Annotated in this window: 12 protein-coding genes, 1 tRNA gene and 1 pseudogene; 6 read left to right on the top strand and 8 right to left on the bottom strand. The window is 70.0% G+C overall.

Annotated features, from left to right (window positions below; translation table 11 throughout):
- Positions 1-115: 115 nt before the first annotated feature.
- Entirely contained in the window at positions 116-1,459 is a 1,344-nt protein-coding gene (locus BXA11_RS37460) for a hypothetical protein (protein ID WP_076442379.1), read from the top strand.
- 38 nt (positions 1,460-1,497) lie between these two features.
- Here the strand turns inward: BXA11_RS37460 and BXA11_RS37465 are convergent, their stop codons facing one another.
- The gene (locus tag BXA11_RS37465) at positions 1,498-2,040 is read right to left on the bottom strand and encodes a cellulose binding domain-containing protein (protein WP_076442381.1); all 543 of its coding nucleotides are present in this window, start codon (positions 2,038-2,040) and stop codon (positions 1,498-1,500) included.
- Positions 2,041-2,053: 13 nt separating this feature from the next.
- Positions 2,054-2,464 carry a VOC family protein gene (locus BXA11_RS37470; protein WP_076442383.1) on the bottom strand — a complete coding sequence of 137 codons (411 nt, stop codon included), beginning with the start codon at positions 2,462-2,464 and terminating at the stop codon, positions 2,054-2,056.
- Positions 2,465-2,544: 80 nt separating this feature from the next.
- On the opposite strand from BXA11_RS37470, the gene BXA11_RS37475 reads away from it, so the two are divergent.
- Entirely contained in the window at positions 2,545-3,501 is a 957-nt protein-coding gene (locus BXA11_RS37475; RefSeq protein ID WP_076442464.1) for a helix-turn-helix transcriptional regulator, read from the top strand.
- Between the two features lie 11 nt (positions 3,502-3,512).
- On the top strand, positions 3,513-4,430 hold the full coding sequence (locus BXA11_RS37480; RefSeq protein WP_076442385.1) for an amidohydrolase family protein: 918 nt from the start codon (positions 3,513-3,515) through the stop codon (positions 4,428-4,430).
- 10 nt (positions 4,431-4,440) lie between these two features.
- Here the strand turns inward: BXA11_RS37480 and BXA11_RS37485 are convergent, their stop codons facing one another.
- Positions 4,441-5,862 carry a sensor histidine kinase gene (locus BXA11_RS37485; RefSeq protein ID WP_076442387.1) on the bottom strand — a complete coding sequence of 474 codons (1,422 nt, stop codon included), beginning with the start codon at positions 5,860-5,862 and terminating at the stop codon, positions 4,441-4,443.
- A 756-nt stretch (positions 5,863-6,618) separates the two neighbouring features.
- Between BXA11_RS37485 and BXA11_RS44160 the strand changes: the two genes are divergently transcribed.
- Together BXA11_RS44160 and BXA11_RS37495 are read left to right on the top strand one after the other, a co-directional pair.
- Positions 6,619-6,834 carry a hypothetical protein gene (locus BXA11_RS44160; RefSeq protein WP_204054047.1) on the top strand — a complete coding sequence of 72 codons (216 nt, stop codon included), beginning with the start codon at positions 6,619-6,621 and terminating at the stop codon, positions 6,832-6,834.
- 155 nt (positions 6,835-6,989) lie between these two features.
- A complete protein-coding gene (locus tag BXA11_RS37495; protein WP_239105297.1) occupies positions 6,990-8,246 on the top strand; it encodes an FAD-binding oxidoreductase in 1,257 nt (418 codons plus the stop codon).
- A gap of 177 nt (positions 8,247-8,423) precedes the next feature.
- Here BXA11_RS37495 and BXA11_RS45120 read toward each other — a convergent pair.
- The 3 genes and pseudogenes from BXA11_RS45120 to BXA11_RS37510 all read right to left on the bottom strand — a co-directional run.
- Positions 8,424-8,552 (bottom strand): annotated as a pseudogene (locus BXA11_RS45120) (NUDIX domain-containing protein); the annotation flags it as partial.
- A 382-nt stretch (positions 8,553-8,934) separates the two neighbouring features.
- The gene (locus BXA11_RS37505; protein ID WP_076442391.1) at positions 8,935-9,876 is read right to left on the bottom strand and encodes an SDR family oxidoreductase; all 942 of its coding nucleotides are present in this window, start codon (positions 9,874-9,876) and stop codon (positions 8,935-8,937) included.
- Between the two features lie 42 nt (positions 9,877-9,918).
- Entirely contained in the window at positions 9,919-10,542 is a 624-nt protein-coding gene (locus BXA11_RS37510; protein WP_030511387.1) for an NADPH-dependent F420 reductase, read from the bottom strand.
- Between the two features lie 168 nt (positions 10,543-10,710).
- On the opposite strand from BXA11_RS37510, the gene BXA11_RS37515 reads away from it, so the two are divergent.
- On the top strand, positions 10,711-11,622 hold the full coding sequence (locus BXA11_RS37515) for a LysR family transcriptional regulator (protein WP_076442393.1): 912 nt from the start codon (positions 10,711-10,713) through the stop codon (positions 11,620-11,622).
- Between the two features lie 273 nt (positions 11,623-11,895).
- Here the strand turns inward: BXA11_RS37515 and BXA11_RS37520 are convergent.
- Positions 11,896-11,972, bottom strand: a tRNA-Ala gene (locus BXA11_RS37520).
- A 50-nt stretch (positions 11,973-12,022) separates the two neighbouring features.
- Positions 12,023-12,745, bottom strand: a complete 723-nt coding sequence (gene sepX, locus BXA11_RS37525) for a divisome protein SepX/GlpR (RefSeq protein ID WP_076442395.1) — start codon at positions 12,743-12,745, stop codon at positions 12,023-12,025.
- Positions 12,746-12,856: the final 111 nt, after the last annotated feature.

Here is a 12,856-nt window from a genome sequence, read left to right on the forward strand (position 1 = left end):
CCCCCCGTATCGTTGGGCGCGTACTGTGCGCCCTAGGGTGCACCCAGAGGGGGGGTGGTCGCGAGTGATGCCCGGTCGTCGTCAACGATGGGGTCGATACGGCAGACTGCGGGTCATGCCCGCACCTGACGTCGCCGCGCTCCTCGCCCAGCTGGAGCGCTCCGAGCCGGACATCGCCGAGTCCGCCCGCGTCGCGGTCGAGTGGCTCGCCGGCGGCGAGGCGCTGGAGACCATCAGTCAGTTCGATGTGTGCGAGTTCCTCTGGTACACGCTGCCGATCAAGGTGCCGGGCGACCAGACGACCATCGCCAGGGCTCTCGGCCGGCTGCTGCGGCTCGCGGGCATGGAGCGTTACGCCGCCCTGTGCGACTCCCCGGCCACCGTCCGGATCCTGCTGACGTACGTCAGGGAGGGCGAGGAGGCCGGAGCCGCGGCCTACCATCGGGAGCTCGAGGCCACCGGAGTGCTGCCCCCGGACGTCGCCGAGCTGTCGTGGAGCTCGATCATGGGGCCGGAGGAGCTCGGGGCGCACGTCGCCTGCGCGGCCGCCCTGGAGCTGGCCATCGTGACCGGCGACCCGGTGGACCGCGAGGAGCTGACCCGCCGGTGGCTCACCGCGCCCCGCCCGGAGCTGGGCGGCGACTGCTGGCTGCACCGGGTCCACGGCGAGCGGCTGAACCGCTGGGTGCTCGGACGCGGCACCGCCCGCCGCGAGCTCGCCCAGCCCTTCGAGGTGCGGCTGCACGCCCCCATCGCGGCTCCGGACGAGCCGCACCTGGAACCGCTGCGCTGGCTACTCGGCCTGGCCCGCACCGGGGTCCGGCTGACCGAGCGGCTCAACGTCGGGCGTGCCGTGGCCGCCGAGGCGGCCGACCGGTTCGGCTGGGGCAATCGGACCAGGTCGGGGGCCGTACGCGGCGAGGCCGACGTGCCCGCTCTCACCGAGCTGCGGCAGATCGCCGTGCACGATCTCGGGGCGCTGCGGCGCAGCGGCCGGAGGCTGGTGCTCACCACCACCGGCAGGAACCTGCTGGACGACCGCGCCGCCATGTGGGACGCGGCGGCGCCCACCCTGCTCGTCCCCGCCCCCGGGGAGCACGACTTCGAGGTCTCCATCCGCGAGTCGGCGCTGATGATCCTGGTGGACGGCGACGCGGTGCGGGACGGCGACCTGCGCGACCGGGTCGCCGAGGTGGTCAACGGCGAGGGCTGGCGCGCGACGGACGGCGGCCGGGTCGGCGGCGCCGACCTCACCGGTCCGCTCGCCCGGCTCCGCCACCGCCTCGACGCCCTGGGCCTGGATGGTCCGGGCCGAGCGCCCGGGAGCGCCGGCCGTGAAGCCGAGACGCGTGTGACGGGCGCCCCGCCGTGGCGGCTCACTGACGCCGGGCGGCGCGCCGCGCTGGCGGCGCTGCGCGCCCAGGCCCTGCGCCCCCGCCAATACGCCGGCCTCGGCTGAACGCACGGGCTTCCCCGTGCCGTGCCGACGACGTCACCTCACGTCGTGATGATCCTCACGGTGCAGGGCTCGCCGTTGAGTCGCCACTGCATCGGGTTGGAACCGCCCCCGGAGTAGGAGCCGTTGAAGCCGAGGTGCACTGTCTGACCGGGAGCAATGTCGGTGCCCCAGGAGGGAGCCACCGCGGTCACCTCGGAGCCGGTCTGGGACCAGGTGGCCGACCATCCCAAGGACACCGCCTGCCCGGGATTGGTGAACAGGAACATGAGCCGCCAGTCCCGTACGGGCGTGGTGCTGGTGTTGGTGAGCTCGATGGTCGCGGTCATCCCGCCCGTCCAGGTGACCTGCCGGTAGTCCACCCGGCAGTTGATCGTCTGTGGGGACGGCGACGGCGTGGTGATGACGTCGTTGTAGATCCGCACGGTCACCGACCCCGACGCGGCTCGCACGGGATCGGCGTGGGCGGTGGCGGCGCCGTCGTGTCGGTCGACGGCCCCGATGACGTGATCGTCCGTATCGGCGGTCGGCCGGTCAACGGACGCGGGGCGCGGCAGGCCGTACGCGCCTGATGGGCCGCGCACGGCGCTGCAACTTTCAGCCGCGGCCTTCGAGGACCTCCAGGTAGTGGGCGTTGTACATGATCCCGAGGATGTTGCCGAACGGGTCGGCGACCGAGGCGGTGACGAACCCGGGACCGCGCTCCGTCGGCACCTCGTGCTGTTTGGCGCCCATCGACAGCAGTCTGTCCAGCACCGCCGTGAGGTCGTCCACGTGCCAGTAGACGACGGCTCCGGCCGGTTCGGCCGTCGGGTGCGGCGCGTAGCGCCGGTCGATGAACCCGAGTTCGTGCCGATGGTCGCCGAGGCGGAACTCGGCGTAGGCGAGCCGCCCGTCCGGCCCCCTGCGCTCGAAGTACGCCTCCACGCCGAGCACCTCGGCGTACCACCGCGTCGCCTCCTCGACGTCGTCGGCCCAGAAGTTCACGGTCGTCAGTCCACGCAACATTTCGTGCTCCCTTCCTCGGAGACAAACGCTAGGAGGGCTTGAGGAACATACGGTTCCGCAATGCGCGGGAGACTGTGACCATGCTGGAAACCTCCGTACGGCTGCTGCGGTTGCTGGCGCTGCTCCAGACCCGGCCCGGATGGTCCGGCGCCGACCTCGCGGACCGGCTCGGCGTGACCACCAGGACCGTGCGCAACGACGTCGAACGGCTGCGCCACCTGGGATACGAGATCCGCTCGGCCACCGGCACGGCCGGCGGATACCGGCTGGGCGCGGGGTCCTCGCTGCCCCCGCTGCTGCTGGACGACGAGGAGGTCGTCGCGGTGGTCGTCAGCCTGCAGGCCGCCGCGGGCAGCACCGTGACCGGCATCGAGGAGACCTCGCTGCGCGCGCTCGCCAAGCTTCAGCGGATGCTGCCGTCCCGGCTGCGCCACCGGATCGAGGCCGTGCGCGCCGCGACGGTCGCCGTGCCGAGGCACGGTCCCACGGTGGACCCCGAGACGCTGACCTCGATCGCCGCGGCCGTCCGCGACCACGAGACGCTGCGGTTCGACTACCTCGACCACCGGGGGCACGAGGGACGCCGCACCGTCGAGCCGCATCGGCTCGTCTTCACCGGCCGGCGCTGGTATCTGCTGGCCTGGGACGTCGACCGCGCCGACTGGCGGACCTTCCGCGCCGACCGCGTGCGGCTCCGCGTCCCGAACGGCCCCCGCTTCACCCCGCGTGAACCGCCCGAGGGCGACGCCGCCGCCCACGTCGTACGCGGGGCGGGCTCGGCCGCCTGGCGGCACCGGGCCGTCGTACGGCTGCACGCGCCCGTCGAGGTCGTGGGCGCGCGGCTCACCCCCGCGGCCGGGCTGCTGCGCGCCGAGGGCGCGGACGCCTGTGTGCTGGAGACCGGCGGCGACTCGCTCCGCAACCTGACGGCCTTCCTCACCGCGCTCGACGTGCCCTTCACCGTGCTCGACCCTCCCGAGCTGCGCGCCCACCTGCGTGCGCTGGCCGCGCGCTACCTCGCCGCGGGAGGCGGATAACGTGTGAGGTCATGCCGGACGAGATACTCACCGCAGACGACGACATCCGATACGTGAACGCGTTCTGGCGGAGACTGGGCCTGCCCGGCCTGATCGACGTCCACACGCACTTCATGCCGGAACGCGTCCTGACCAAGGTGTGGGCGTACTTCGACTCGGCCGGGCCGCTGGTCGGCCGGGCCTGGCCCATCGCCTACCGGCTGCCCGAGGACGACCGCGTCGAACGGCTCAGGGCCTTCGGCGTGCGGGCGTTCACCTCCATGCTCTATCCCCACAAGCCCGGCATGGCGGAGTGGCTGAACGACTGGGCCGCCGATTTCGCCGCCCGGGTGCCCGGCTGCCTGCACACGGCGACGTTCTTCCCCGAGCCCGGCGCCGGGCGGTACGTCGCGCGGGCCATCGAGCGGGGCGCCCGGGTGTTCAAGGCGCACCTCCAGGTCGGCGCGTACGACCCGAACGACCCGCTGCTCGACGATGTCTGGGGGCTGCTGGAGGACCACGGCATCCCGGTGGTCACGCACTGCGGGTCGGGCCCGGCCCCCGGGCCGCACACCGGGCCGGAACCGATCGCGGCCCTGCTCTCCCGGCATCCCCGGCTGCCGCTCGTGATCGCCCACATGGGCACTCCCGAGTATGCCGAGTTCCTCGCCCTGGCCCTGCGTCACCCGGCGGTCTGCCTGGACACGACGATGGCCTTCACCGGCTTCACCGAGGAGACCGCGCCCTTCCCCCTGGAGGCCGTCCCGCTGCTGCTGGAGCTTCAGGACCGTGTCCTGCTCGGCACCGACTTTCCCAACATCCCTTACCCGTACGCCGAGGCGCTGTCGGCCCTCGCCGGCCTGGACCTCGGGGACGGGTGGCTGCGCGCCGTCTGCCACGACAACGCCGCCAGGGTCTTCGGCCTCCAGCCGGTCACTCCGGAGACATGACCTCGTCGTTTCACGGAGAGACGCTGTCGCCGGTCGAAGCCGTCGTCTCCGCATCGGGAACGGCCGGGAGGCGCAGGACGAAGCGGGCGCCGACGGGGCTGTCCTCGATTGTCAGGCTGCCTCCGTGGGCCTCCGCGATCTGCCGGGCGATCGCCAGACCCAGCCCCGCGCCCCCCGCGTTCCTGCTGCGCGCCGTGTCCACCCGGGTGAACCGGTCGAACACCATCTCGCGCTTGTCCCGGTCGATGCCCGGCCCGTCGTCGCTGACCTCCAGCACCGCGGTGTCATGATCCTCGCCGGGTTCGTGCCGTACGGACACGGTGACCGTCGTCCTGGCATGCCGTTCGGCGTTGTCGAGAAGGCTGGTCAGCAGCCGGGCGAGACGCACCCTGTCGCCGATCACGACGACCCCGGGCTTGATGGCGCAATCGAGACGCTTGGCCTTGGGCCGGCGGTTCCGCAGCTCCGCGGCCACGAGCACGGCCAGATCGACCCTGCACTGTTCGCCGCACGCGCCCTGCTCCAGCCGGTCGAGGGTCAGCAGGTCGTGCACGATCGCCTGCAGCCGGTCGAGACTGGGCAGGAGGACCGCACCAAGCTGGCGCACGCTGGTCTCCTCCGGCGCGAGGAGGCCGTCCTCCACCTCGGCGCGCATGGCGGCTATCGGAGTGCGCAGATCGTGGGAGGCGTTGGAGACGAACTGGCGCTGGTGTCGCAGCGCGCTCTGCACCTGCTGCAGCGCGCTGTCCAGCCGGCTCAGCGTACGGTTGACGCTGTCGGCCATCGCCCGGATCTCGTCGTCCGCGGGCGGCATCGGCACCCGGCGGCCGGGGCAGGTCTCGTTGATCTCGTCCAGTTCCGCGCGGATGGCGTCCATCGGCCTGAGCGATGCGCGCACGTCTCGGTAGCCCAGATAGGTGATGGCCGCGGCCAGCGCCGCGGCACTCACTCCCACCAGCGCGGCCAGCCAGGGATCGACCCATGGCGGCACCTCCGGGGCCGCGCTGTAGACCAGCCATCGGCCGCTGCTGCGGTGCGCCCACTGCGCCACGACGACGTGGCATCCGGGGGTCGGGAAGTCGCCGCTGCACACGGTACGGGTCACGCTGTTCCTGGTGTCCGGCGGAAAGAACAGCGCCATTCTCGGCTTGCCCCGCATGTTCGCGGTCGAGGCGACCACAGCGCCGGAGGGGTCGACCACCTGGAGATCGCGACTCTTGTACACGTCGAGCGGGTAGGTCAGTTCCCCCCGCTCAAGCTGGACGGCCACGCGGCCACCCGCCGCCGTGATCTCCCCTGTGGTGTCGTCGCTGGCGTAGTGATGGACACCCATCATGATGGACAGGGCCAGCAGCGCACACAGAAAGGCCGCCGTCACCCCGGTGAACAGGGTGATGCGGAACGTGATGGAGAAGTGGTCGTGCAGGCGCATCCTCCCCCCTCCTGGCCAGTGGACCATACGAGGCGGAAAGAGCCGGGAAAGAGGTGATTGTCCTATCTCGACAGGTCGCCACAGCCGATCCACGTCTTGGGCGGAACACCAAGGAATCCCCGCCTCTCGTTCGTAGGCGCCTCTGGGCGGGACACCCGCGGCCGCTCGGACGTTTACCGGAAAGCGGAGAGGCCGGGCCGCACCCGGCACCGCGGTTGATCATGTGGGTGCCGGGGCCTTTCTCGGTCGCAGTCAGCGGCAGCTAGTGGAGGGTGGCTGGAGGCCGTGGTGCCGGAGGAGACGCACGACACCGGTTTGGACGATTTAGTCCAGTTCGGTTGACCGTTGATGTCCCTTGAGGCGTCCCATCGACCATCGAGCGCACAACCCGCTCGCAGGCATATCGACCTCTTTGATCGCCGCCAGGCGCTCGCCGCTCACCGGGCACAACGACTCCGCATCCGTACTAATCTGGACCAGTTCGTCCAGTTTTGGCTGGATCGTACATGCCGCGCAGGCAAAGACTGGATACACCGAGGTGCCGGATGAAGGCGATTGTGGTGACGGATCAGGCCGCGGGAACGGCCGGGAGGACGCCGGCCGAGCGTCCCGATCCGGAGGCGGCGAGGAACGACGTCCTCGTTGCGGTTCACGCGTCGGAATTCACCTCCGGGTGAGCTGTCGTGGCCATCGAACTGGACGGATCGCCTCGGCCGTGACCGGACGCCGTCGATCCCCGGGCACGAGTCGGCCGGTGTGATCAGCGCCGTTGACTGTGGAACGACGGGGCTGTCGGCGGGACAGCGGACGTTCGGCCTCACCGACTGGACTCGCGGCGGCACCCTCGCGGAGTACGCGGCCGTCGAGGCGCGCACCCTCACGTCGCTGCCGGGCGATGCCGGCATCACGGTGGTCGCGAGCCTGCCGGGAACGCGACACCCCAAACGAAATACTTGGAGATACACCCTGTGAGTGCAACGTCCTTTGGCTTCAATGCCGAGCGTGTCCACGAGGAGGTCGCAGAGCTCGCAACCGAGATACACGGGCTATTGCTGGTGCCGGGTGAGGAGGGTTACGCCGCGGAGAGTAGTGCGTACAACCTCAACAATCCGCTGGAACCGGCGCTGGTGGTCGGCGCCGCGAACACGGCCGACGTACAGGCCGCAGTCCGCTTCGCCGCAGGGCACAATCGGCCGGTGGCGGTGCGAGCCACGGGACATCAGGTCATCCGATCGACGCGCGAAGCCGTACTGATCAATACCTCGCGGTTGAACGGAGTGCACGTGGATGCCGTCAACCGGATCGTCCGCGTGGAGGCGGGAGTGCGCTGGCATGAGGTGGTCGAGAAAGCGGCCGAGTACGGCCTGGCGCCGCTGAACGGCTCCTCACTGGACGTCGGAGTGATCGGCTACATCCTCGGGGGCGGGCAGGGCCCTGTCCTCAGCCGGTCCCAGGGTTATGCCTCAGAACACGTACAGATGATCGAGGTCGTGACCGCCGACGGCGAACTGCGAAAGGTGACGGCGGACAGCGAACCAGACCTGTTCTGGGCGCTGCGCGGAGGCAAGGGGAACTTCGGGGTAGTGACCGCACTGGAGATGTGCCTGTTCCCGGTGACGGAGTTCTACGGAGGTGGACTCTACTTCGCCGGAGAGCAGATGGCCGAGGTCCTGCACGTCTGGCGGACGTGGGCGGCCGGACTGCCGGAGGAGGCCACCACCTCGGTCGCGGTCCAGCGGCTGCCTGCGTTGCCGGAACTACCTGAACCGCTTCGCGGTGCGTTCGTGCTGCACGTGCGGTTCGCCCACCTCGGCCCCGCCTCCGAGGGAGAGGCTCTGATCGCCCCGATCCGGGCCGTCACCACCCCACTGCTGGACGCGGTGACGAAGATGCCGTACACGAGCGTCGGCATGATCCACATGGATCCCCCGCAGCCGATGCCCTACTACGACCGGACCACGGCGCTACGGGAACTGTCCGCCGAGACCATGGACGCCTTCATCGAACTCACCGGACCGGGCTCGGACTGCCCGCTGGCCAGCGTGGAAATCCGTGCCCTCGGCGGAGCGCTGGACCGGGAGCCGGCCGTACCGGACGCGGTGCCCACACGAGGGATACCGTTCATCGTGTTCGCCGCCGGCGTCGGCGGGCCTGACCAGGCCGGTCTGCTACAGGGGTACCTCGACCGGATCATGCGCCGCCTCGCCCCGTGGGCGGTTGAGGGCAACCGCATGGTGAACTTCCTGTCCGCGGACGAGGCCACCACTGCGGAAGAACTGCGTCTGGTGTACGGCGCGGAGCGCTACCGGCGTCTGGCTGAGATCAAAAAGGCGTACGACCCACTCAACGTGTTCCGGGTGAACCACAACATCGTGCCGGCGTAACCACTGGGGGTAAGTCCGTCTGCCACACGATCAGGTGCAGGCGGCTCTGGACGCCGCACAGGCGCGTCACCCGCCGTTGTCCGTCCCTATCGAAGACCACACGGACAGCCGTGTGATTGATCAGGCGTTTTGTGTGTCGTGGTGGGTGTTGCTGGCGATGCCCAGGCCACCGCCGTGTCAGGACCATGTTCGTGTAGGCGCGGGCAGAGCGATGGGCTCAATGATGAGACCCGCTTCTTCGAGGACTTCTCGGCGGAGGCCATCGCTGATGGCCTCCCCCAGCTCGAGGACTCCGCCCGGCGCTTGCCAATCACCGTTGTCGGCTCATCGGGTGAGCAGGACGGGGTCATGGTCGTCGATGATTACGCCGGCAACGCTCACCGAGTGGCGTTCGTCGCGCCCGGTCAGATGTCACCTCCAGCCGATCGCCTTGAGGGCAGTAAACGTGCAGACGAGTCGAGGAGTGGGGCATGGCCGGTGACGAGAGGACCCGGCAAATGATCGTGCCGTCTTCTGGCAGACAGCCGACCACCTCCGTGAGGCCGTCGAACGTGGGCGCCTGTGCCAGACGCGACCCGTACCTTCGCCTCCTCGAAGCGGCCATCGCGACCTTCCATCAACGCTAGAGATCACGGCTGTTACGTGAAACGAAGCCCCCCGAAGCGTTTCGCCGGGGTCTGGTTCTCCGTCAGCCGGCGGGGAAGTAATGGCCGTTGTCCAGGTCGTCAAGCAGTCGCGGCTGAACCGGTTCCCACCCGAGGACCTGACGGGTGATGGCGTTGGACGCCGGGTAGCTGCGCGTGACGACGTTGGCGAGGAACCCGAAGTATCCCGGCAACACCAGTTCGTCCATGGGAATACTCAGGGCAGGCAGGCCCAGGCGGCTGCCGATCGCCTCGGAGATTTCCCGGAACGCGACGCCCTCATCCGCTACCGCGTGCCAATACCGGCCCGCCGGCCCCTTCTCCAGTGCCAACCGGAACAAGGAGGCGGCATCACGGATGTGCACGGCGTTCCACAGGTTCGCGCCGTCCCCGGGGTAGCCGGCGAAACCTCTCTCCTTCGCCAGAGCGATCAGCTGTACGAGGAAACCGCGACTGTCTGTGGTGCTGTGCGCGATGTTCGCGATCCGCACGACCGACGACCGCACTCCTCGTTCAGCGAGCCCGATCACGGCCGACTCCACGACATTACGAGCATGCAGAGTGCCTTTGTGCTCGTCGCGGACGGGCAGGGCCGGGTCCTCCTCGGTGGCCGGCCGGCCCAGGTCCTGCTGCCCGGGCGAGCCGATGCTGCCGGCCACGACCAGCGGTTTTCCGGTCCCTTCCAGCGCCTCGCCGTAGGCGAGCATGATGGGGACCTCCGCGGCGGCCACGGCATCGATTCCACCGGAGAAGAGCAGGTCCTGTCGATGCGCGACATGGATGACGCCGTCGAACTCCGCGGCCGTCTCCCGGAGCCCGGTGAGATCCTCGAGGTCGCCTCGACGCACCTTGGCGCCGAGCGCGGACAGCGCCGCTGCCGCCCCGTCCGACCGGGCCAGGCCGGTGACCTCGTGACCGGCGGCGACGAGCTCGGGGACGATGTGGGAACCGGAGTGGCCGGTTCCACCAGTAACAAAAACGCGCATGATATGGCTCTCCGTGGGTGAAGAAGTGTGGGTGTGATCGGTTCAGCGGAGAGTGCTGATGCCGAGGGTGAAGTCGAAGGTCCCGACACCGTTTCGGGCGAGGCTGATCATCAGCAGGCCCAGCCCTTCCAGCCAGTGCGCCATCTCCAGGCCTCCGGCATCCAGCGGGCGCAACCCCAGGCTTTCGATGAACGCCGAGACGGTTGCCTTGGCTTGAGCGTCGTCGCCGGCGAACAACACGTCCAGCGAGCGGCCCGGAACCAGCGTGTGCCCGAAGACGGTGTTGAACGCCTTCACGACGTGTGCGCTCGCCGGGGCGGCGTCGGCGATCGCCTGTGCGGCGGACGCGCCGTCAGCGGTGACCAGCCCGGTGGCGTCGGCGTTGACCGGGTTCGTGAGGTCGATGATGACCTTGCCGGCCAGCGCGTCACCGTACTGGGTGACCACGGGCACGGCACTGGCGTTCGGGACCGCGAGGATGACGATGTCGCCGGCTGGGGCGGTGCCGAACGTCACGGCCGTAGCGCCGCCGCCGAGCGCCGCGGCCATCTCCTTGGCCTTGGAGATGTCGCGGCCGATGATTTCGACGTCGTTGCCGCCCGCGACCACGCGGGCGCCCAGGGCGCGGGCCATGCCGCCCACGCCGACAATGCTGATGCCGCTCATGAGTCATGCCTTTCTGAAGCTGCGAAGGTCGTCGACGAACAAGTCATCGACGCCTCGGGAAGCGCACTGTTCGGCGCTCGACCCGAACGTGCCACCAGCCGATCTCGGTGTCCAAGACCTCTTGTGGCGGTGGCGATAACCTGAAGGCATCACCAGACGGGGGGCCTGATGGATCTGGATTTACGCAAGCTGCGCTACTTCGTCGCGGTCGCTGAGAGGTTGCACTTCGGCCGCGCCGCCGACGACCTGCACATCGCGCAGCCGGCCCTCAGCCGCCAGATCCGCGCGCTCGAGCATGACCTCGGCGCCCCTCTGTTCGTCAGGGACAGCCACGGCGTGACGCTGACCGATGCAGGCCAGCAGTTGCTGGACGACGCCGGCCCGCTGCTGGCCGCCGCGCAGGGGGTCCGCCGCCGGGTGAGCGTTGCTGCGCGTGGCATCCGGCGGCTGACGGTTGGTTTCCGGGCCGGTGTCGCCGTCACACCAGCGGTACGGGCGTTCGAGACCCGGCATCCGGATGTGATCGTCGACGTACAGCGCATCGAGGGGGATGAACAGGCCGCGATGCTGCTCGACGGCCGCATCGACGTGGGTTATGTACGGCTGCCGATCGACGAGGCGGGCCTGCGCGTCACCCCGCTGTACACCGAGCCGCGGGTGGCGGTGCTGCCCGCCGACCACTGGTTGGCCGGCAAGGAACAGATCACCGAGGCCGACCTGGCCGGCGAACCGCTGGTCTGGAACGCCGACCCGAGCACGCAGCCCACGAGGCGCCCGCACCCGAACGCCGGATACCAGGTGCGCGGGGTGGACGAGACGCTCGAGCACGTCGCAGCCGGCCGCGGTATCTCGTTTCTGGCCCGTTCAGCGACCGTGTTCTACTCCCATCCGGACGTCAGCTACGTGCCCATCCCGGACCTGTCCCCCGAACAGGTGTGCCTCGCCGTGCCGGCGGCACGCACCTCGCCTCTGGTCGACGACTTCGTCGCCGCGGCTCGGGCGACCGCCGAGATCACAGCGGAATGCGGCAACTACGAAATGTGGCAGCTCGGAGGCGAATCCGCCGCCACGAACGGTTGATCGATCCGGCCGGCCACAGCAGCGCCAACCGAGAGCCGCGCTCACCGCGATGCCGAACACTCCGGGTTCGATCGTTGCAGCCCCCGATCGGTGAACCGCAACACCGCATGACGGCGCGACCCGCCCGGCCGTTGACTTTCGCTGACTGCCGGCAGCGGAAACGAGGCGGTAGCCGTGCCGACCGGCCTCGACGGCGAACGACCCAGGACGTGGCGGTACGGCCCCGGGCAGCGAAAAGGCCCGCCAGGTGGATCACCTGACGGGCCTTCGTCGTGGTGGAGCTATGGGGATTTGAACCCCAGACCCCTTCGATGCGAACGAAGTGCGCTACCGGACTGCGCTATAGCCCCAACGACCTCGACTAGATTAGCAAACTCTGCGGGGTGTTCGCGCCACCGAATCAGTCTCCGGCCGCTCGGCGTCCGTCGGCGTACTGGTCGAAGACCTGGACGCGCTTGCGCGCCTCGAACTGGATGATCTCCGCCTCGCGGACCGCCGCGGCCAGGGCGCGGCGGTGCTCCCGCCGGCGGCGCAGGTGCTCGGCCCGCGCCAGGGCGGCCTTCTCCCGCTGCTCCCTGTCCGCGCGCACGGCCACGCGCAGCACGGCGAGGTAGCCGAGGAGGAGCGCGCCCGAGGGCGCGACGGCCCACCAGGGCATCACGCGTACGGCCGCGGTGACCACGGAGGCCAGCACGAGCAGGATGCTCCACAGGAGCCGACGCCGGCGACGGGCGAGGATCCGGGCGCGGCGGTGCGCGGCGACGCGGCGGGCCCGGGCGTGCCGCTCCGCCGCGATCCGGTCCGCCGTGACGGCCTCGGCGCCCGGCTCCGCGACGGAAGACGCGGCGGGACCGGCGGAGCCCGATGACGCGGCCGGCGGGGCGACGACGGTGTCGGCGTCGCCCGCGTCCGCATCGGCGTCCGCGTCTGTGTCGGCGGAGCCGTCCGCCGAGATCTCCGGAGCCTCGGTGAAGTCGGCGGCGGGCGGCTCGGACAGCGTGGACGCCTCCGCCTGCTCCTCGAACAGCTCGTCGTCGGTGTGCCGGTCCCGGCGCAGCCACATGGGCAGCAGGACGCTGAGCCACATGACGACGATGGCGAGGTAGAGCAGGGCACTACCCATGCGGCCACCTCCGGACCGCCGTACGGGCGTGCCTGAGGGCATGGTGAACACATCCGTGGCCCTGTGTCGGCGGAGAGGTGTTCACGTCACGCACCGTAGGACTGTGTGTCA

The sequence above is a fragment of the Microbispora rosea genome (assembly GCF_900156315.1).
Lineage (GTDB): Bacteria > Actinomycetota > Actinomycetes > Streptosporangiales > Streptosporangiaceae > Microbispora > Microbispora rosea.